This is a genomic window from Sphaerisporangium aureirubrum (assembly GCF_042658925.1).
GTDB classification, from domain to species: Bacteria; Actinomycetota; Actinomycetes; order Streptosporangiales; family Streptosporangiaceae; genus Sphaerisporangium; species Sphaerisporangium aureirubrum.
The window spans coordinates 116,381-136,770 of record NZ_JBHSRF010000009.1 but is presented as its reverse complement, the minus strand read 5'-3'; the positions used below and the strand labels follow the sequence as shown (position 1 = coordinate 136,770).

The 20,390-nt window shown below is 72.5% G+C and carries 19 protein-coding genes; 7 read left to right on the top strand and 12 right to left on the bottom strand.

Annotated features, from left to right (window positions below):
* Positions 1-218 precede the first annotated feature (218 nt).
* Positions 219-1,151 (top strand): DMT family transporter, encoded by a 933-nt coding sequence (locus ACFP1K_RS09770; protein WP_380749342.1) that lies wholly within the window; start codon positions 219-221, stop codon positions 1,149-1,151.
* 4 nt (positions 1,152-1,155) lie between these two features.
* On the opposite strand, the gene ACFP1K_RS09765 is transcribed toward ACFP1K_RS09770, so the two are convergent.
* The 10 genes from ACFP1K_RS09765 to ACFP1K_RS09720 all read right to left on the bottom strand — a co-directional run bounded on the left by ACFP1K_RS09765 (position 1,156) and on the right by ACFP1K_RS09720 (position 12,542).
* Positions 1,156-2,001 carry a GNAT family N-acetyltransferase gene (locus ACFP1K_RS09765; protein ID WP_380749339.1) on the bottom strand — a complete coding sequence of 282 codons (846 nt, stop codon included), beginning with the start codon at positions 1,999-2,001 and terminating at the stop codon, positions 1,156-1,158.
* Between the two features lie 151 nt (positions 2,002-2,152).
* Positions 2,153-5,119, bottom strand: coding sequence for a CDP-glycerol glycerophosphotransferase family protein (locus tag ACFP1K_RS09760; protein ID WP_380749336.1), 2,967 nt, complete (start codon positions 5,117-5,119; stop codon positions 2,153-2,155).
* 72 nt (positions 5,120-5,191) lie between these two features.
* Positions 5,192-5,494 (bottom strand): MGMT family protein, encoded by a 303-nt coding sequence (locus tag ACFP1K_RS09755; RefSeq protein WP_380749333.1) that lies wholly within the window; start codon positions 5,492-5,494, stop codon positions 5,192-5,194.
* Positions 5,495-5,509: 15 nt separating this feature from the next.
* Positions 5,510-5,881, bottom strand: coding sequence for a hypothetical protein (locus ACFP1K_RS09750; protein WP_380749330.1), 372 nt, complete (start codon positions 5,879-5,881; stop codon positions 5,510-5,512).
* 95 nt (positions 5,882-5,976) lie between these two features.
* On the bottom strand, positions 5,977-7,161 hold the full coding sequence (locus ACFP1K_RS09745) for a S8 family peptidase (protein ID WP_380749327.1): 1,185 nt from the start codon (positions 7,159-7,161) through the stop codon (positions 5,977-5,979).
* An 8-nt stretch (positions 7,162-7,169) separates the two neighbouring features.
* Positions 7,170-8,087, bottom strand: a complete 918-nt coding sequence (locus tag ACFP1K_RS09740; protein WP_380749323.1) for a hypothetical protein — start codon at positions 8,085-8,087, stop codon at positions 7,170-7,172.
* Between the two features lie 9 nt (positions 8,088-8,096).
* Positions 8,097-9,374, bottom strand: a complete 1,278-nt coding sequence (locus tag ACFP1K_RS09735; RefSeq protein ID WP_380749320.1) for a S8 family serine peptidase — start codon at positions 9,372-9,374, stop codon at positions 8,097-8,099.
* Entirely contained in the window at positions 9,368-10,012 is a 645-nt protein-coding gene (locus tag ACFP1K_RS09730) for a hypothetical protein (RefSeq protein WP_380749317.1), read from the bottom strand. The genes ACFP1K_RS09735 and ACFP1K_RS09730 overlap by 7 nt, the downstream gene beginning before the upstream one ends.
* 252 nt (positions 10,013-10,264) lie before the next feature.
* Entirely contained in the window at positions 10,265-11,443 is a 1,179-nt protein-coding gene (gene moeZ, locus ACFP1K_RS09725) for an adenylyltransferase/sulfurtransferase MoeZ (RefSeq protein ID WP_380749314.1), read from the bottom strand.
* Between the two features lie 118 nt (positions 11,444-11,561).
* Positions 11,562-12,542 carry an alpha/beta fold hydrolase gene (locus ACFP1K_RS09720; protein WP_380749311.1) on the bottom strand — a complete coding sequence of 327 codons (981 nt, stop codon included), beginning with the start codon at positions 12,540-12,542 and terminating at the stop codon, positions 11,562-11,564.
* A gap of 323 nt (positions 12,543-12,865) precedes the next feature.
* Here ACFP1K_RS09720 and ACFP1K_RS09715 point away from each other — a divergent pair, with 323 nt between their 5' ends.
* Positions 12,866-13,354 (top strand): hypothetical protein, encoded by a 489-nt coding sequence (locus tag ACFP1K_RS09715; protein WP_380749308.1) that lies wholly within the window; start codon positions 12,866-12,868, stop codon positions 13,352-13,354.
* Between the two features lie 306 nt (positions 13,355-13,660).
* Here ACFP1K_RS09715 and ku read toward each other — a convergent pair whose 3' ends face one another.
* Positions 13,661-14,557, bottom strand: a complete 897-nt coding sequence (ku, locus tag ACFP1K_RS09710; protein ID WP_380749305.1) for a non-homologous end joining protein Ku — start codon at positions 14,555-14,557, stop codon at positions 13,661-13,663.
* Between the two features lie 172 nt (positions 14,558-14,729).
* Between ku and ligD the strand changes: the two genes are divergently transcribed.
* The 4 genes from ligD (at position 14,730) to ACFP1K_RS09690 (ending at position 17,078) form a co-directional block, all read left to right on the top strand.
* Positions 14,730-15,608: a non-homologous end-joining DNA ligase gene (ligD, locus tag ACFP1K_RS09705; protein WP_380749298.1), complete on the top strand. Its 879-nt coding sequence runs from the start codon at positions 14,730-14,732 to the stop codon at positions 15,606-15,608.
* Between the two features lie 103 nt (positions 15,609-15,711).
* A complete protein-coding gene (locus tag ACFP1K_RS09700) occupies positions 15,712-15,945 on the top strand; it encodes a hypothetical protein (protein WP_380749295.1) in 234 nt (77 codons plus the stop codon).
* A 165-nt stretch (positions 15,946-16,110) separates the two neighbouring features.
* Positions 16,111-16,731, top strand: a complete 621-nt coding sequence (locus tag ACFP1K_RS09695) for a TetR/AcrR family transcriptional regulator (RefSeq protein ID WP_380749291.1) — start codon at positions 16,111-16,113, stop codon at positions 16,729-16,731.
* A 116-nt stretch (positions 16,732-16,847) separates the two neighbouring features.
* Positions 16,848-17,078, top strand: a complete 231-nt coding sequence (locus ACFP1K_RS09690) for a DUF3107 domain-containing protein (RefSeq protein WP_380749288.1) — start codon at positions 16,848-16,850, stop codon at positions 17,076-17,078.
* 337 nt (positions 17,079-17,415) lie between these two features.
* Here ACFP1K_RS09690 and ACFP1K_RS09685 read toward each other — a convergent pair whose 3' ends face one another.
* Positions 17,416-18,096, bottom strand: coding sequence for a ferritin-like fold-containing protein (locus ACFP1K_RS09685; protein WP_380749285.1), 681 nt, complete (start codon positions 18,094-18,096; stop codon positions 17,416-17,418).
* A 394-nt stretch (positions 18,097-18,490) separates the two neighbouring features.
* On the opposite strand from ACFP1K_RS09685, the gene ACFP1K_RS09680 reads away from it, so the two are divergent.
* On the top strand, positions 18,491-20,368 hold the full coding sequence (locus ACFP1K_RS09680; protein ID WP_380749282.1) for a DEAD/DEAH box helicase: 1,878 nt from the start codon (positions 18,491-18,493) through the stop codon (positions 20,366-20,368).
* Positions 20,369-20,390 lie beyond the last annotated feature (22 nt).

Below are 20,390 nucleotides of genomic sequence, written 5' to 3'. Positions count from 1 at the left end.
GATCGTGCCGACTCGACCGGTCCGGCGCGTCACGAGTCTCCCTCCGAGGCCGTTTCCGGATGCTTTGGACCTCAGGGGCGCGCCTCTTTTGGACCTGTCTCGGCTCGGCCCGGCGCTGTCAGCATGCCTACTGACGAGCGGAAACAGCGGAGGGGACGACGGTGGGCGCACGAGCGGCGGGTCGGGCGGGCGGGGTCGTGGTGAGCACGCCGGGAGAAGTGGAAGTCACATCGGCGGCCGGGGTGTCCGGACGGGCGCGCGGGGTGCCGGAGGGGGTGCGCGGGGCGCTCGGGGCGGGCACGGCGATGTTCCTGATGGGCACCCTGCCCGCGGTGTCGCTGGTGCTGCACGAGTACCCGGTGTACGGCGGGCAGGCGCTCCGGTACGCGGGGGCGGCGGTGCTGCTGCTGGCGTTCATGCGGGCCCGCGGGATCGCCCACCTGCGGCTGAGCGCGCGGGAGCTGGGGCTGATCGCGCTGCTGGCCGCCACCGGGCTCGCGGCGTTCAACGTCTTCGTCATCGAGTCGACCCGGTACGCCGACCCGACCACCGCGGGCACCGTCGTGGCGACCGTGCCCATCGTGCTCGCCCTGCTCGGCCCGCTCCTGGCCCGGCGGCGGCCCACCCCGCACATCGTGGCGGCGGCCGTCCTGGTGGCGGGCGGCGCGGCCGTGGTCACCGGCCTCGGCGGCGGCTCCGCGCTCGGGATGCTGCTCGCGGCGGGGGCGCTGGCCTGCGAGGTGGGGTTCTCGCTGCTGGCCGTGCCGCTGCTGCCCCGGCTCGGCGCGATCCGCGTGTCGGCGTACACGACGGCGGCGGCGGTGCCGATCCTGCTGGCCGCCGGGCTGGTGGCCGACGGCGGCGGCGTGCTGCGCGTGCCGGACGCCGTGGAGGCGACCGCGCTGATCTACCAGGCGGTGGTGGTGACGGCGTTCGCGTTCTTCTGCTGGTACGACGCGCTGCCCCGCCTCGGCCCCGAGCGCGCCGGCCTGTTCTCCGGCTTCCTGCCGGTCGGTACGATCCTGTGCGGCCTGGCGCTCGGCCTCGGCGGCCCCACCTGGCCGGACCTCGCCGGCACGGCCCTGGTCGTGGCGGGCCTGCTGCTCGGTCTGCGCCGCGGCACGCGGTCAGCCGGCCGCGGCGCGCCGTGAAGGCTCAGCCGAGGGCGACCATCACCGGGGCGAACAGGTGGTGCCGGTCGCCCGGGAGGGAGCCGCCGTGCACCATGAGCGCCGTGGAGAACGCCGGGATCAGGCCCCTGCGCTGGGCCCAGGCGGTCAGTTCGGTGTGGCGCGCGTCCAGGTCCAGCCGGACGGGGCCGTGCAGGCCGGAGGCCAGTTCGGCGATCAGCGCGACGGCCGCGGGGGTGCTGTCGGCGAGGATCGGGCCGAGCACGTGGTTCTCGACGTTGCGCCAGACGGCGCCGAAGCCGGTGATCCGCCCGCCGCGCTCCACCACCCGGGTCCGCGCCGCGAAGCCGGGCAGCCGTCTCATCAGGTGATCGCGGGGCGCGCCGCTGGTCCGCGTGTCCAGCCGCATGATGCCGGGAAGGTCGGCCTCGCTCGCCGGCCGCAGCCCCTCCAGCTTGACATCGTCCGGCACCGGCGTCAGGTGCCCGGTGTGCGAGACGACCTGGCCGACCGTGGTGAACCCCACCCGTTCGTACACCGGCCGCCCGTAGGGAGTGGCGGTGAGGAAGAGGGTCGCCCCGGCGGCCCGCTCGATGACGTGCAGCATCAGCCGCCGTCCGAGCCCCTTGCGGCCGTGGCGGGTGGCCACCAGCACCATGCTGACCGCGGCGAGACCGGGCCCGTACCGGGCGAGCACCACCGTGCCCGCGAGGCCACCCGAGGGGTCGTCCACCCCGTAGACCTCACCGATCTCGAACAGCAGCCGCCACTTGGCCTCTTCCGGCAGCCACCGGCGGTCGATGGCCAGCATCAGGCACTCGCGCAGATCTTCCGGCCCGAGCCGCCGGACCGGCAGATCCGTGACGCTCACTTCGCCCACAGGCGTGGAAACCACGTACACCCCCCCGCTGACGTCCCCGGGCCGAGTCGGCCCCGTCCACGTCCCGCATCATCAACCACATTTACCGATATATCCAATGGATTTCGGTGTCGGTGAACACCGGAGGCCGCCCCGGCGGGGATCAGCGACCGGCGGTGTCGGTGAAGACGTGGTCCACGAGGCGCGCGGTGGCCTTCCCGTCGTCGCGCGGCGTGTAGGTGCGGACGAAGGACTCGTAGCGGTCGGCGTAGTCGCCGGACAGCGCGTCGATGAGGCGCACCGCCTCGATCACGTCCCCGGCGTCGGACAGCACCGGCCCGGGCGCCTGGGTCCGCAGGTCGAGGTACATCCCCCGGGCGTTGCGGTAGCGCTCGGCGTCGTAGCCGAAGAACACCATGGGACGGCGGGTCACCGCGAAGTCGAACATCACCGAGGAGTAGTCGGTGACCAGCACGTCCGCGATCAGCAGCAGATCGGCCATGTCGGGATACGTGGTGACGTCGATGGCGAACACCGACTCGCGCGCCATCGGCCCCGGCCGCACCACCGACGCGGGCCCCGGCACCGTCAGCCCGGCCGCCACCGGGGCGGCCTGCATCATGTGGCCGCGCACCAGCAGCACGTGGTCGCGCCCGAGCACCCGCCGGGCCTCGGCGAGGTCCAGCTTCACCGAGGAGTTGCGGCGGTCGTAGTCGCGCCAGGTGGGGGCGTACAGCACCACGCGCTTGCCCGCGGGCACGCCGAGGGCGCGCCGCACGGCCGTGGCGAGGTCGGCGCGTTCGCGGTGGGCGAGCACGTCGTTGCGGGGGTACCCCGACTCAAGGATCTCCCCGCCGTACCCGAAGGCCCGGCACAGCACCTCGGACGCCCACGGGCTCTGCGTCACCAGCAGGTCCCAGTTGGCCACCTCGGCTGCCTGCCGGTACCACGCGGGCGGTCGCGGGTCGCGGGACATGTGCCGCTGGTCGCCGCCGACCTTCTTCAGCGGCGAGCCGTGCCACATCTGCACGCAGATCTGGTCCTCGCGGGCGCGGAACCACTGCGGCAGCAGGGTGTTGGTGATGATGTGGCGGGACCGGGCCATCGCGGTGTAGTGCTCGCGGCTGCCCTCGCGCACCACCGTGGGCACGATGCCGGAGCCGAGGCCGAGCGCGGCGGCGTCCGGCGGGACGAACGCGCCGTCCCGCACCACCCAGATGTGCTCGCGGTCGTCGCCGCGCCGCAGCCGCTCCTCGTAGACCGCGCGGGCGCTGTCGGAGTAGGACCGGCCGTCGAAGGAGACGTACACCGTCGCGTCCCGTAGCGCCTCGCGCCGCTGCGCGGGGTAGTGCACCCGGCGCATCGACCAAAGGCCGCCGGCGCCCTTCTCGTCGTCGGGGCGCTCCTCGGCGGCGACCAGCACCGGTACGTCGAACCTGGTGGCCACCAGGCGGTACGACCGGCCGTCCACGACGCGGGGGTCCTCGTCCAGGGCGGCGAGCAGCTCGTGACCGACCCGCAGCGGCGCGGTGGTGCCCTTGCCGCCCGCCAGCGACAGGCTCCAGGTGCCGGACGCCAGCGGCACCGCGCCGCCGAAGCGGTACATGGCGCCCGGTGACAGCCGCACCGTGAACTCGGGGCCCGACCGCTTGACCGGCACGCGGTAGGTCTGGCCGGTGCGCTGGCGCAGCACCAGCTCGCGCTGGCCGGGGTCGGTGTCGGGATAGGAACCGGCCAGGCTCAGCGAGCCGTCCTCCTCCCACACGGCGGAGGTGATCACCGGCCACACCCGGTGCGCCGACAGCACCAGCCGGTCGCGCCGGTCGCGCAGCACGGTGACCTCGCTGCGGCCGATCGGCACATGGATCTCGGCGGCGTCCTCCATCAGCACCGGCGCCGCGGGGTCGCCCTTGGGCTCGATCCACAGGCGCCGCGCGTCCCGTTCCTTCAGCAACGCGGTGACGGCGAGCTGGACGGTGAACCGCGTGCCGCCCTCCACCGGGGTGAAGTCCGCGGCCATGCGGTGCCCGCCGAGCCGCGCCCGCCCCTTGGTCGCCTTGGCGCCGGGCAGCAGGCCTTCCAGCTCGACCTGGTCGCCCACGTGGCGCACGGCCGTCAGCGCGGCCCTGGTCGGCTGGAGCACGATCTGGAAGACGCGGTCGGAGGTCCACGTGGGCCGCATCCAGAGCCCCGGCCTGACCCGCAGGCCCTCCGGGCGCTCGGTGCGGCCGATCACCGGGCCGCGCACCGCGCCGGTGGCCCGCGCGCCCCGGCTCCAGATCACGATGTCGGCGTGCCACGTGGTGGTGTCGCGGACCACGGGACGGCCGCGCACCAGCCGCTTGACGCCGTGCCCGAAGGCGCGCAGGCCCGCGCGCCAGCGCAGCGACCACGGCCGGACCTCGGCGACGAACCCGGCCCAGTCGTAGTTGCAGCCCGGCTCGGCGGCCTCGTGGGTGGCCTCGGGACGGTGGACGCGCCGGGTGCGCACGGAGATCGGCGGCACCCAGCGGGGGCCCCGCAGCACCACGGTGGCGCGGTTGAGCCTGCGGCTGCGCACCGACAGCCCGACGAGATAGGCGTGCCCGCTGAGGACCAGCCGCCCGTCCCGCCAGGAGACGTCGGAGACCTCGGTGACCGGCACCAGGTCGGAGCGGCGCAGCCGGAACAGCTCGGGCGGCGCGTCGACCGGGAGGTCGGCGTACCAGGCGAGGCCGCGGCGCACCCGCTTGGACGGCTCGGAGGCGGCGGCGACCAGCCCGGCCAGCTCGTCTCCCTGGGCGAGCGCGGCGGGGTCGCGGTGCTCGACGAGGTGGAACTCCAGCCGCCTGGCCACCGGCAGGCGGCGCTTCACCTGGTCGTCCACCCCGGCGAGGTAGTCGCGCAGCAGGTCGATGGCGTGGCGCAACCGGGTGGCGTCCCGCCGCGCGGCGGCCTCCAGGCGCAGGCCGAGCGGACCGCTCAGCACCTCGGCGTGCATGCGCCGCCGCTGCGCGCGCGAGAGACCGCCCGGGTGGACGGCCGCGATCACGGCGTCGAGCGGCTCACCCCGGTCGTGAAGGTCCTGGGCGGCCCGCAGCCGGTCGGCGACGATGTCGCCGGTGGGCGCGGGCGTGGCTCCGGTGGCCATCGGGGAGGCACCGCCTTTCCAGTCCGACCGCAAAGGGCGTTAGCTGGAATGGTAATGCGCCTTACTGAGAAATCACTGGTGATCACCATGCCACCGCGCGTTGCGCATGTCGGCGCGCTCCCCCCGCATCGGGGTTCCCTCCGCGCGCCACCTGGCCAGGCACCGGCTCTCGTGGCCGATCACCGGCGCGCCGTCCGCGCGCACGACCCGCCACCAGGGAACGCCGCCGCCCCAGGTCGACATCACCCTGCCGACCTGCCGGGGACCGCCCTCGGCGAGGTATTCGGCGACGTCGCCGTAGGACATCACCCTGCCCGGCGGGATGCGCTCGACGAGGTCGAGCACCCGCTCGGCGAAAGGCGTCGGATCGTTCAACCCGTCTTCTCCCGGTCAGGTGCTCCACTGGGCGGGGCCGAAGCCGAGGATCTCCTCGAGCTTGCCGAACTCGTACGTCGCGTCGCCGTTGACCTGCTCGACGATACCGTCCCTGACGCCGTACGACTCGCCGTCCTCGCCGACCAGGCCCGCGCCGAGCAGCCCGGCGAGCCGGGCCAGCTGGGCCACCTCCCAGTCGGAGGCGGGGTGCCCGAACAGGCGGCCCTGCCACGTCGCGACGGCGTGCTCGCCGTCGCCGTGCCGGGCGAGGACCTCACCGGCCTCCGCCGTGCCCCGCAGCGTGAAGCCGGCGTCGCCGCCGGTCGCCTCGGTGAGCTCGGCGTAGGCGAGCGGTGGTTCGCGGTGTACACGCAACTCGTATCCCACGAGACGGGTACCATAGCGAACCTTTACCGGTCATCGGGACAAGAAATACCAATATCTGTCGGACCTCGGTCGAAAGGACACAGGAGAGCGTCCCGTCAGCGGCCCGCCGTCTGGCGCTCCGACCTGCGGGTCAGCACGATCACGCCCGCGCCGAAACCGATCAGGCCGAGGACCACGCCCCCGCCGAACACCCACATGCGCAGCGGGTCGGGACCTGGCGGCGTGGGCGGCGGGGCGGTGGTGCCGTTGCCGAAGTGGAGGTCGTCGCGCACCGGCAGCGAGACGCGGTACCCGGCCAGCCGGCCGGCCCGGTCGAGGGCGGCGGCGGCGTCCACGACGCCGAAGCCGACCTTGTCGTTGTAGCGGGCGGCAGGCTTGCCCCGGGTCGTGGAGGTCAGCGCCTGCGCCACCAGCTCGGGCCGCAGCGTGGGGTATTTGGACTTGATCAGCGCGGCCACCCCGGCGACCAGGGCCGTCGACACGCTGGTGCCCTCGATCCGCCCGTACGACCCGCCGGGGAACACGGCGGGCACGCCGTCGCCGGGCGCAGCCACCATGACCGACAGGTTGTCGCTGCTGAAGCCGGTGGGCTTGCCCTTCTTGTCCACCGACCCCACGCCGATCACGCCGGGGAAGCCCGCGGGGAAGGTCCAGAACGAGGTGCCGTGCTCGCGGGCGTACACGCTGTCGCCGTCGTTGCCGGACGCCGCGACCAGCACCACGCCGCGCGACAGGGCGTACGCGACGGCCTCGCGGTCGGCGCGCTCGCTGCCGTACGCGCCGAGTGACATGCTGATGACCCGGGCGCCCTGGTCGGTGGCGTAACGCAGCCCTCGCGACAGCGGGCTCTCGCCGGCCTGGCCGAAGCCGTCGTCCGGCTCGACCTTCTCCTCGTCGCGCTCGTCGTCCGCGATCACCGGCACGGACAGGATGCGCGCGTCGGGCGCCACGCCGCGCAGGCCGCCGTCGCGGCCGGAGCCCGCGATCACCGAGGCCATCGCCGTGCCGTGCGACCCGTTGCGCGGCGCGTCGTCGAACATGCTCGACTGCATGTCCGGCGCGACGGTCACCTTGCCGCGCAGCTCGGGCACCGAGGGGTCGACACCGCTGTCCAGCACCGCGACGGTCACCCCGGCACCCCGGGTGACCTCCCACGCCTTCTCGGCGTTCAGCGCGTCCAGCACCCACTGCTGGTCGCCGCGCACGTCCAGGGCGGACGCCGGCCCGGCCACCAGGCAGGCGAGCGCCAGCGCCGACCCCGCGGCACCCAGCCGCGTCACGGTGCGCCTCAACACACGTTGCCCTGGGTGCAGCGAGGGATCTCGGGGGGTTCGGCCAGCACGCGGGCGATGCGCCCGGCGACGGTCTGCGCGGTGGACCACAGCTCGCTGTGCAGGGTCTCCTCCAGGGGGATGGATTCGCGGGTGCGGCCGTCGGTGTACCCGGCGGTGGAGAATACGATGTAGGGGCCCGCGCCGACCCAGCCGGTGCGCTGGCGCTGCGCCGCGCCGAACCGCTCGGTCACGGTGCCGGGGAACGCGACGGGGCGCACCCCCACGCGGTCGTCCACCGGGAGATCGCTCCCGGTGCCGACGCGGGTCTCCTCGTCGGGGAAGACCGCCACCCCGACGGTCACCACGAACGCCGAGGACTGGTCGACGTAGGTGGCGCGCAGCATGGTGCGGCAGCGGTGCTCCCGCAGCACCGTGGCGACCGGGGCGTCCACGACGGACGGGCACGGCGCCTCGGCGGCGATGCCGACCCGGCGGGCGAGCTGCCGGGTGCGGTTGAGGCCGGCGTACTCGACCTCGGCGGGGAAGACCGAACCGGCGCGCAGGGCGTGCCAGCGGCGGGCGATGTCCTGTGCGGCGTAGTGGTCGCGCTCGGCGACGGTGAGGGGGCGGGAGCGGGTCTCCTGGAGCACCCCGACCACACCGAGCAGGACGTCGGTGGCGGCCAGGGCGAGGATCGTGCCCATGATCAGCAGGAAGTAGGTCCGAAAGCGGATCCCGCGTTCCAGGCGGACGCGTTCCCGCGCGGCGTCGGCCTCTCCGGCGCGCTCGCGGGCGCCGGCCCACGGCCGCCCGACCCGGGGACCGCGGCGGGGGGCGGAACCACCCGAGGGAGACAGACCTGTGCCCCGCGCGGTCCGCGCACGCGCGGGCCAGGGCGACCCCGGCCGCGCCCGTGGCTCTTCAGGCGACATACCTTGATGCTACGTCGGCGCCCGGCGGCGTCGGTCCGCTTGGGGATTTTCGATCATCACGTGTTCGCGCCTGCGCCTGGCCCGGCGCACAAGGACGATCAGCACGACGAGGCACCCGGCCGAGCACCCGGCCGCCCCCAGCGCGACCGCCCCGTACATCGTGACCAGACCGGTGTCCCTGGCCACCACCTGCACCGGAGCAAGCTGGGGACGCCCGTCCGCGCCCCCGGCGGCGATCGGCAGATCGGGGTCCTGCACGCCCGCCCCGGAGGCGGTGTGACGGTATCCGGCCAGCCGGGCGGCCTCGGCCAGGGCGCGGGCCGCGTTCACCACACCGAATCCCATTCCAGGGTCGTAGCCGCGCGCCGTCCGGCGCCGCGCGCTGGACGTCAGGGCCTGGGCGACCAGGGCTGGGGTCATCCTGGGGTACTTGGCCTTGATCAGCGCGGCGACCCCGGAGACCAGGGCCGTGGCCTGGGAGGTGCCGCGGCCCACCCAGTACTGGTCGCCGGGGCCGGCGCCGAAGACGTCCACGCCGGGCGCCGCGACCAGCACCAGGGAGTTGCGGTTGGAGAACGACGCCTTGTGCAGGGCACGATCGGCCGCCGCCACCGAGATCACGCCGGGCAGCGAGGCCGGGTAGGAGTACGGGCCGTCCGCCTTGCCCGCGCCGTCGTTCCCGGCCGCCGCGACCAGCACGACGCCCTTGGAGATCGCGTACCTGATGGCCGCGCGCTCCTGCCGGGTGGGCCTGTCCTTGGAGATCGACATGTTGATGACGTCGGCGCCCTTGTCGACGGCGTAGCGGATGCCGCGCGCGACGACGTTCTCGAATCTCGCCTCGGAGTTGAAGTGCCGGAACCCCGGCTCGTCGTCCTCCAGGATGACCCGCACCGAGAGGATCCTGGCGGCCGGGGCGACCCCGATCACCCCGTCGGCGCGCCCCGGGCCGTGGCCGTGCCCGGCGATCAGGGAGGCCATGTAGGTGCCGTGCAGGCGGCCCGGCCTCACGCCCCGGGGGTTGGCGCCCCTGGTGAGGTCGGGCCCGGTCACCACCGACCCGGCCAGGTCATGGTGGCGGGGATCGACCCCGGAGTCCAGCACGGCCACCACCACCCCGGCCCCCCGGGTGACCCGCCACGCCGCGTCGACCCCGAGGGTGCGCAGCACCCGGCTCTGACTCCCCCGCACCTGGTCGGCGGACGCCGGCGGCGCGGACGGCACCAGCACGGCCATCGCGGCCAGCAGCCCGGCCAGGCCCCGTACGACGACGCGAGTGGTCAGCACTGCCAGTCCTTGCCCGCGCAGTCCGGGTGGGCGGGGGTGGCCATGGTGGTGAGGACGCGCTCGCGCAGGTCGGCGGTGAAGGTGAAGATCGAGGCGCGCTGGTGGCCGACGGAGCGGGCCGGGCGGCCGTCCACCTGGCCCGCCGTGGTGAGCACGAGGTAGGGCCCGGCCTGGCCGAGTGAGGCCGACTGGCGGGCGGCGGCGGTGAAGCGGTCGGCGACGGTGCGCGGGAAGGCCAGGGCGCGCAGGCCGGGCGACGGCGCCCCCGCGCGGGGGAACGCCTCGCGCGCGCCGGACGCCGACGCGGTGTCGGGGAAGGCCGCCACCCCGATGGTCACCACCACGCCCTGCAGCGCGTCGAGGTAGGTGGCCCGCAGCACGGCACGGCAGCCCGCGGTACGGAACGCGGGCCGCAGCGCGGCGTCCACCGCGGCCGAGCAGTCGGTGCGGGTGGAGACGCCGACCCGGCGGGCGTACTCCTTGCCGCCCTGCTCGGCGACGTAGGGGAGCCGCTCGGGGAAGATCTTGCCGGCCGGCCAGGACTGCCAGCGCCGGGCCAGCTCGACGGCCGAGGCCTGCCGCAGCTCGGCCGGGGTCGGGCCGCGCGTCAGCTCGCCGCCGGCGGAGCCCGCGGCCACCCCGGCCACCACGGCGCAGAGCAAGGTAAGCGCCGAGGCCGCCACCAGGGACGGCCAGACACGCGACTCACTCACGAGCCGACCTTAACGCCCCAGACCGGGAGACATCCGGCGTTCCATCAGGACCGATCCGATCGCGGCGGTGCCCGGAACCCCTTCCCGGCTGTTCCGCGGCGCCGGAACGCCCGCGGCCGGCGCCCTCCGGAGAGGACGCCGGCCGCGGGACAGCCGAAGCACGGACCGGCGGGCCGGTCAGTAGGTGGGCAGCGAGGGGTCGACGGTCCTGATCCAGCTCAGCACCCCGCCGCCGACGTGCACGGCGTCGGAGAACCCGGCGCTCTTCAGCACCGCGAGCGCCTCGGCCGAGCGGGCGCCGGACTTGCAGTGGAGCACGATCTTCCGGTCGTGCGGCAGCCGCTCCAGCGCGGTGCCCCGCAGGAAGTCGCCCTTCGGGATGAGCACCGCGCCCGGGATGCTGACGATCTCGTACTCGTTCTGCTCGCGCACGTCGACCAGGAAGATGTCGTCGCCGCGGTCCTGCATCTCCTTGAGCTCCTGGGCCGTGATGGTGGAGCCGGTGGCCGCCTGCTGGGCCTCCTCGGAGATCGTGCCGCAGAACGCCTCGTAGTCGATCAGCTCGGTGATCGAGGGGTTCTTGCCGCACAGCGGGCACTCGGGGTCCTTGCGGACCTTGACGTCGCGGTACTTCATCTCGAGCGCGTCGTAGATCATCAGGCGGCCGACCAGAGGGTCGCCGATGCCGGTGATCAGCTTGATGGCCTCGTTGACCTGGATCGAGCCGATCGACGCGCACAGCACGCCGAGCACGCCGCCCTCGGCGCAGGACGGCACCATGCCGGGGGGCGGGGGCTCGGGGTACAGGCAGCGGTAGCAGGGGCCGTGCTCGGTCCAGAACACGCTCGCCTGGCCGTCGAAGCGGTAGATGGAGCCCCAGATGTAGGGCTTGCCCAGCAGGACGGCCGCGTCGTTGACCATGTAGCGGGTCGCGAAGTTGTCCGTGCCGTCGACGATCAGGTCGTACCCGGCGAAGATGTCCATCACGTTGTCCGTCGTCAGCGCGACGTTGTGGATGATCACCTCGACGTACGGGTTGATCTCGCGCACGCTCGCGGCGGCGCTCTCGGCCTTGAGGCGGCCGATGTCCGATTGGCCGTGGATGATCTGACGCTGCAGGTTGGACTCGTCGACGACGTCGAAGTCCACGATGCCGAGCGTGCCCACCCCGGCGGCGGCGAGGTACATGAGGGCTGGGGAACCGAGGCCGCCGGCGCCTACACAGAGCACCTTGGCGTTCTTCAGCCGCTTCTGCCCTGCCATGCCCACGTCGGGAATGATCAGGTGGCGAGAGTAGCGGCGCACCTCGTCAACGGTCAGCTCGTCGGCCGGCTCTACCAGCGGTGGCAACGACACAGTTCTACGCTCCCGTTTCAGGGCCTGCTCCCGGATTGGCGGCTCGCCGTCAGGCCTTGCGACCCCGCCGTCCTTCACAACCTAACCCGGTCTCCCCCGCATTCCCGAATCGGCGATCTTACCCGACCGAGGTGGAATCGACCTGATTCTTCGCACTATGCAGGACGCTTCGCCCCCGCGCATCATCCGAAAGGGGCAACATCGCCGCCGCGTCCCGGATCAGCACGCGCACGTGGTGGGCGACCACGGCCGGGTACTCCATCTGGGCCACGTGACCGGCGTCGGGCAGCAGCGCCAGCCGCACGTCGGGGAAGGTGCGCCCGGCCCGGCTCGCCATCCGGGGGTCCACCAGGCGGTCGTGGCGGCCGTGGACCACCAGGGTGGGCGCCGCCACCCGGGCGGCCTGGCGCCAGAGGTTCTCCTCGCCGCGGCGGAAGTATTCGTTGACCAGGGCCCGCGCGGAGCGCAGCAGCGCCGGGCCCGCGTACGGCAGCGCGTCGCGGCGGCGCAGCTCGGCCACGGCGTCCTCCAGCCGCAGCGGGTGGACCCGGCCGGTGTCGGCGTAGCACATGGCCATGGTGGCCCTGATGCGCCGCTCGGGGGGCAGGGTGCGCAGCCGGTCGACGGCCCACTCGCCGAGGCGGGGGGTGGCCGAGAACGCCACCCGGGCGGGGCCGTACCGGGGGAACAGGTCGGGCAGCGCGGGCGAGACCAGTGTGAGGGTGCGCACGAGGTCCGGTCTGGTGGCGGCGACGCGGACCGAGACGGCGCCGCCGAGGGAGTTGCCGAGGAGGTGGACCGGGCCGCCGACGTGCTCGATCAGCGCGGTGACGGCGGCGGCGTGCGCGTCGACGGAGTAGTCGCCGCCGGACGGGGCGGGGGAGTACCCGGCGCCGGGCAGGTCGAGGGCGTAGCCGCGCGCCGAGGGGCGCAGCTCGGACATCAGGTCGGTCCAGTTGGTGGCGGAGCCGGCCAGGCCGTGCACGTAGACGGCCTTATCGTCCGGGTCGCCGGGGCCGGAGGGGGTCGCGCGGACGTGGAGCGTGTGCCCGTCCAGCTCGACGAGTTCCCCCGGCCAGTGCGGTATCGGTTCCTCCACGGTCGCGCCCCTTCCGTTAACCGTCCGTTCCGACGATAACCCCCCGCCGTACTCCCGCACCTCCGGCACCCGCCATGGCAGGGGATGGCTGGGGACACTGCACAAGATCACTCGAAAAATCGGACAAATAGGGAAATATCGAACTGAAAGACATAAGGGCGGGTTAAGGAGCTGCCAAAAGGGAGTGATCCTCGTTTGTCGTATGGGTCGCCAGGATAACTAGACAAGTGGGAACGCTCTTACTGAGCAATCCCCGGCATTTACCGGGAAATTCCGGTAAATGCCTCCGCTGGGCAACCCGATGCGTCAAGGGGGAAAACGCAATGCCCGACGTTAAGAAATACGCCGCAATGCTGACCATCACCGCGGCACTCACCGGTGGCATGGCCGGCGTGGGGGCGATCACCGCCACCAGCGCCAGCGCTTCCGCGGCCGTCACCACCAACTTCGGCTGGGGCGACGACTTCGGCGGCTTCGGCGACTTCGGCGGCGGCGGCGAGGGCGGCGGGGGCCACCACTGCCATCACCACCACCACGGCCACCACCACCACGGGGACCACGACTACGGCTACGGCGACGACGACGACTGGGGCGGCAAGGGCTTCAAGAAGCACCGCAAGCACCACCGGAGCCACGGCGGCCACCACCGCAACTGCTACTTCAAGATCGTCGAGGCCCGGTTCTTCCGCGCCATCATCGGTCACCACGACCACCACGGCGGACACCACAACTACTTCCGCGACGACAAGCGCTTCATCCCGCACTTCCACCACCACAAGAAGCACCACCACGGTGGCAAGCACGAGCGCTGATCTCGTCTCGCCGGGCGGCCCTTCACAGCCGTCGCCGGCCCGGTGAACCCGGTCGCCCGGCGGTGAGATGTCACACCGGAGGCCCCGGAGCGGAACCCGCTCTGGGGCCTCCTCCCACTATTTCCACTCATTTACTGTATTTCCCCGCCGGGGGCCGTAATTTCCGCAGCGCGGCGCCCGGCGTTCACCCGTGTCCGCGTTTCTCCCGCCCGGCCACCCCGCCTCGCACGGCCGATTCCACGACGCCTCCCACGGCCGATTCCGCGACGCCGTGAAACCGGCCCCCGCGCACCCGGGAAATCGGCGTCACGCCGTTTTCCTGGTACGCCGCTTCTTCTCCGGCTTCTCGGCCTTCTCCGCCTTCTCGGCCGCCGCGCCGGCCTCCGCACCCGCCTTGGCGGCCGGCTTCCGCGCCCGCGGGGCGCCCTCGCGTTCCTTCTTGGCCGCGTCGACGCTCGCGCGCAGCGCCGCCATCAGGTCGACGGCCGGCTTGGCCTCCTCGGGCGCCTCCGGCCGGACGATCTCCTTGCCCGCCACCTTGGCCTCGATGACCTGCTGGAGCGCCTCGCGGTAGGCGTCGTGGTAGTCGGCGGGGTCGAACTCCCCCGCCATCGTCTGGATCAGCGACTCGGCCATCTGCAGTTCCTGGGGACGGACCTCGACGTCCTCGTCCTTGAACTCGAACCCGGGCTCGCGCACCTCGTCCGGCCACAACATGGTCTCCAGCACGAAGACGCCGTCGCGGACGCGCAGCGCGGCGAGCGACTCCCGCTGCCGCATCGCGATCTTCACGATGGCCACCTGCCCGGTGCGCTCCAGCGCGTCGCGCAGCAGGATGTACGGCTTGACGCCGGTGGTCTCCGGCTCCAGGTAGTAGGACTTGTTGAACATGATGGGGTCGAGCTGGTCGGCCGGGGTGAACTGCAACACGTCGATGCGGCGCGAGGTGGACAGCGGCAGGTCGGCGAAGTCCTCGTCGGTGAGCACCACGATCTCGCCGCCGGGCAGCTCGTAGCCCTTGGCGATGTCGGCGTAGGAGACCTCCTCGCCGTCCACGGTGCACACCCGCTTGTACTTGATGCGGCCGGCGTCCTCCCGGTGCACCTGGTGAAAGGTCACGTCCTTCTGCTCGGTCGCCGAGTAGAGCTTCACCGGGATCGTGACGAGCCCGAACGAGATGGCACCTTTCCAGATGCTGCGCATGGCCTCTCCTCACCTCAAGCACCACTATCGAACACATGTTCGGTAGCGACAAGGGCGCAATGCGGTATCTAAATGGGCAGATACCCACTGTGGATTGCCGTATCCGGTCACAGCCATGCCGGACCGAAGGCATAGGGGTGAACCGGCGGCGGACGGGCGCGGAGGGACACAGGTGGCGGAGAAGGTCCGGGTGCGGGTCGGGGACCGTGAGCTGACGCTGACCAACCTCGGCAAGGTGCTGTACCCCGCGCAGGGGTTCACCAAGGCCGAGGTCATCGACTACTACAGCCGGATCGCGCCGGTGATGCTGCCGCATCTGCGCGGACGGCCGCTCACCGTCAAGCGCTACCCCGGGGGAGTCGCCGCGCCGTTCTTCTTCGAGAAGAACCGCCCCGCGCACACCCCCGCCTGGGTGCGCACCGTACGGCTGCCAGCGCCGGGCAGCACCAAGAACCGCTCGACCATCGACTACGCCGTCGTGGACGACCTGCCGACCCTGGTGTACTTCGCCGGGCTCGCCGCCCTGGAGTTCCACACGCCGATGTGGCGCGTGGACGAGGAGGGCCGGCCGCTCCCCCCGGACATCATGGTCTTCGACCTGGACCCCGGCCCCCCGGCGACCGTCGTCGAGTGCTGCCGGGTCGCCGTCCGCCTGCGCGAGGTGCTGCGCGACCACGGCCTCGAAGGTCACCCGAAGACCAGCGGCAACAAGGGGATGCAGGTCTACGTCCCCTGGGCGGGCCGCGCCGAGGACCCCTCGGACGTCGCGAAGGCGGTCGCCGAGCTGCTGGAGTCCCAGCGCCCCGGCGAGATCGTGAGCAAGATGGCCAGAAAGCTGCGCCCCGGGAAGGTCTTCATCGACTGGAGCCAGAACAACCCGGCCAAGACCACCGTCACGCCGTACTCCCTGCGCGCCAACCCGGCGCCGACGGTGTCCACACCGCTGACCTGGGCGGAGGTGGAGGCGTGCACCGACCCTCGCGAGCTGGTCCTCACCCCCGAGGACGCGCTGGAACGCGCCGCCGCGCACGGCGATCTGATGGGGCCGTAGGCGGTGCCGGAACCGGGCGCGGCAAAGGAGGGGCCTTAGGCTTGACCCAGCGGGGTATGGAGGCGGCGAGCCCGGCTCGCCAGCTATTCGGAGGGGACGCACCATGTCGGAGATGGACGTGACCGGGGACGGCCGCCCGCTGGACGCGCTCGACCCCCTGGACGAAGTGGCGGACGAGCTCGAGATCGAGGTCCCCGAGGCCGACGCCGTCGAGCAGCACCGGGTCATCCGCGCCGACCAGCGGGAATGGCCCCTGGAGATCCGCTACGACGTGGATCCCGCCGACGCCGTCGACCAGGAACGCGAGGTCGACCTCGGTGACGACGACTATCGCTGAGCTGGTTACCGGTGCGTAGGATGTGTACCCCCGGACCCGGATCCGCGGGGAGACAAGGGGCAGGCGACGGCCTGGCCGGCAACGGGCCGGCGGCAACTCGACCAGCATGAACCGCCAGCGCGCCTACCGAGGGCGTGGCGCGTGAACCGTCCCAAGGAGAATCCCGTGACCGCTACTCCGGACGCGAAGCCCCGGGGCACCCGGCTGCCCCGGATGGCCCGACGCCGACAGTTGCTCAACGCGGCACAAGAGGTCTTCGTGGAGAACGGCTACCACGCGGCCGCCATGGACGAGATCGCCGAGCGGGCCGGCGTCAGCAAGCCGGTGCTCTACCAGCACTTCCCCGGCAAGCTCGAGCTCTACCTCGCCCTGCTCGACCTCCACGTCGAGGACATGACGACCCGCTGCCGCGAGGCCCTGGCCTCCACGACCGACAACAAGCAGCGCGTGCAGGCGGCCATCGGCGCGTTCTTCGACTTCGTCTCCAGCCAGGGCGAGGCGTTCCGCCTGGTCTTCGAGTCCGACCTGCGCAACGTCGCGCCGGTGCGCCAGCGCGTGGAGCGCTCGCTCCAGGAGAGCGCCGAGATGATCAGTCAGGTCATCCAGGAGGACACCGGCTGCTCCAGCGACGAGGCCCACCTGCTCGGCGTCGGCCTGGTCGGCATGGCCGAGGTCAGCGCCCGGTACTGGCTGACCCAGCACGGCTCCATCCCCAAGGACACGGCGACACAGCTCATGGCGCGCCTGGCCTGGCGGGGCATCAGCGGCTTCCCCCGCACCACCTGACGCCTCACGAAAGGCCCGCCCGCGTTGTTCGCTTGACGCGATCAGTGCGGGCACGGGAGCCCACATGGGGACACGATGGGATCGACACCCCATGTCGAGGCTCGAAGGGAACCCCGATGGAAATCAAGATCGCCGTACGTTCCGTGCTCCGCGAGCTCGTCGTCGAGACCGATCTGTCCGCCGAAGAGGTGGAACAGGAGCTGCGCAACGCGCTCGCCGCCGACCGCGGGGTCTTCACCCTCACCGACGTCAAGGGACGACGCGTGATCGTGCCCGTGCTGTCCCTCGGCTTCGTGGAGATCGGCGAGGACGAGAACCGCGTCGTCGGCTTCGGAGGCACCATCTGAGCTGACCCCCACCCGGCCTCAGGATCTTGAGAGCCGGGGCGGACGGATCACGATGTCACAGGCCGGTACAGTCGTCCCGCCCGCCTAGTGAACACCCGCAGGGGCGCCGGAATCTCCTCCCGCCGTCCCGCTTGCGGGCGGCGGCGGGACAGTCCGCGCACTCCCTGCGCAGCACGGGCCGCGAGGTCCAGCGATTGGGTCCACATCTCATCAAGGAACTGCCATAGCGGCGCGAGGCCCTCATGCCTCGACGCTACAACCGCCGGGGGCGTTCGCGCCGCTCGATCAGCCGGTCAATCGCCGGCAATCCCCTCCGGACGGGCCCGCGCCGCGTCTTTCAGGGCGCCGGGACGAGACCGAGCGCCGACATGCGCTTGCCGTGCTCCTCGGTGAGCCGGGAGAAGAGCCGCCCGATGCCCACCAGCCCGGCGTCCCCGGCGCCCTCCGCCGCGGGGTCGGCGGCCACCAGCAGCAGGGCCAGCTCGGGCCGGGTCGCGGCGAGCCTGTGCGCCTGGCTCAGCGCCTCGCCGACCAGGCGCCGCGACCACAGCGCCAGCCGCCCGGCGTCCTTGGGGTTCTCCGCCAGCGCCGCGCGCACCCTGTCGACGGCGAACTCCGACCTGTTCTCCTCGCCCAGCACCTCGTCGACGAGCTTGCGGGTCTCCGGCTCCACGTGCCGCGCCGCCTCCCGGTAGAAGTCGCCGGCGATCCCCGTGCCGACGTACGCCTTCACCAGGGCCTCCAGCCAGTCCCCCGGCTTGGTCTGGGCGTGCCAGTCGTCCAGGGGCGCCACGAACGGCGCCATGGCCGCCTCGGGGTCGACGCCGAGCCATGCGAGCCGGTCGCGCAGGAGACGGAAATGGGCGTACTCGGCCGCGGCCAGGTCGCTGAGCGCGGCGCGGTCGGTGAGCGAGGGGGCGAGGGCCGCGGCGTCCTCGGCGAGCTTGAGGAAAGCGGTCAGCTCCGCGTAGGCGAGCACGCCGAGCAGGTCGACGACACCGGGAGGGGAATCACTCATGAGGGCAGCGTAGTCCGGGGCGGAGCCGCCGCACCTCGGCCGAAGACACGCCGGACGACGACCCCGTACCATGTGGAACACGAAGAAATCGGCTCGCAGTTGTGGTATCGAGTACACTGCTCTGTAAGAGTGCGACCGCAGTATGTTATCCAGGGCGAATTCGCCCGCTTGATAGCCCCCCGCGAGATGTCCGCGGCGGTCGCCCAGACGAGATGAGGGTTGGCTTGTCCGCGCGGACCGGCCCGGAGACACTCCGGCCTGCGGTCCCGGAGCCCGCCTTCGCAGGAGACTTAGGCAGGCTGAGCTGACCACGTTCCGAGACCTTGGAGTCATTCCCGAGATTGCCGATGCCCTGGAGACAGAAGGCATCGTCTCTCCCTTCCCCATTCAAGAGATGTCCCTGCCGATCGCGCTCGGCGGCCACGACGTCATCGGCCAGGCACGCACCGGCACGGGGAAGACCTACGCCTTCGGTGTGGCGATGCTGCAGCGGGTGGGCAAGCCACGCAAGAACCGCAAGAAGCCCCGCGGACTGGTCGTCGTGCCGACCCGCGAGCTCGCCCTCCAGGTGACCGAGGACCTCCTCGTCGCCGGTGGCAAGCTGGGCTCTCGCATCCTCACCGTGTACGGCGGTCGCGCCTACGAGCCGCAGATCGAGTCGCTCAAGCAGGGCGTCGACGTGATCGTCGGCACCCCCGGCCGCCTGCTCGACCTCGTGAACCAGAAGCACCTCGACCTCAGCCAGGTGTCCATGCTTGTGCTGGACGAGGCCGACCGCATGCTCGACCTCGGCTTCCTGCCGGACATCGAGCGCATCATGAAGCTCATCCCGGCGGAGCGGCAGACCATGCTGTTCTCCGCGACCATGCCGGGCGAGATCGTCACCCTGTCCCGCCGCTACCTGTCCCGGCCCACGCACGTCCGGGCCGAGAACGCCGACGCCGACAGCGACAGCCCGTCCAAGACCACCCAGTTCGTCTGGCGGGTCCACCGGATGGACAAGATCGAGATCCTGGGGCGGGCCCTCCAGTGCGAGGGCCGTGGGCTGACCATGGTCTTCTGCGAGACCAAGCGGGCCTGCGACATGGTGTCCGAGCAGCTCAGGGAGCGCGGCTTCGCGTCGGCCGCCGTGCACGGCGACCTCGGGCAGAGCCAGCGCGAGCAGGCGCTGCGGGCGTTCCGCAACGGCAAGGTCGACGTGCTGGTGGCCACCGACGTGGCGGCCCGCGGCATCGACATCGACGACGTCACCCACGTCGTCAACTACGACTGCCCGCAGGACGACAAGACCTACGTCCACCGCATCGGCCGCACCGGCCGGGCGGGCCGTACCGGCGTCGCGGTGACCTTCGTCGAGTGGGAGGACCTCGCCCGCTGGAAGGTCGCCAACAACGCGCTCGGCCTGGACTTCGCCGAGCCCGTGGAGACCTACTCCACCTCCCCGCACATCTACACCGCCCTCGGCATCCCCGAGGGCACCAAGGGTGTGCTGCCGCGCGCCAACCGGTCCCGGGCGGGCCTCGACGCCGAGCGCATCGAGGACCTCGGCGAGACCGGCCGCCACCGCTCGCGCCGTGGCGACGAGCGCGAGGAGCGCAAGGACCGGGAGGAGCGCAAGGAGCGCCCGTCCCGGGGCCGTCAGCGCCGCCGCACCCGCGGCGGGCAGACCCTCGGCGCGGAGGAGACTCCCCTCGCGCCGGACACGGCTCCGGCCAGGGCCCTGCCCGAGCCCGAGCCCGTCCACGAGGAGCCGGCGCTCGACATGCCGGTGCTCGACATACCCGTTCACGACGTACCGCTTCGTGACGTGCCCGCCCAGGAGGCTCCCGTCCACGACATTCCCGTCCAGCTGGCTCCCGCCGAGGCACCGGTCACCGTCACCCGCCGGGTGGCGCGCCGCCGGGTCGCGCCGGTGGAGGGCGACGTCCTGGCTCCCGGCACCGTGGCGGCCCCGGCCGTCCGCCGGGTCCGCAGGGGCGCCAACCGCGCCGCGCTGTCCGGCGCGCTGTCCGACGTCGCGCCGGACACCCCGGTGGCCGACACGGGCGACTGGGACGACTACGACGAGGGGTACGACGAGATGCCGGAGGCACCCGAGGCGCCGCGAGCCGTGATCCCCCGGCCCGAGCCGGAGCGGATCATCCCGTCCTCCCCCTTCATGGTCGTCTTCCGCTCGCCGGACCTCGCCTCAGAGGACGAGGAGGTCGCGCCGTCCGCCGCCTCCGAGGTCAAGCAGCGCCGCCGTCCGCCGCAGCGGGGCCGCAGAGGGTAACGCGGAATGAGCGAGCACGGCC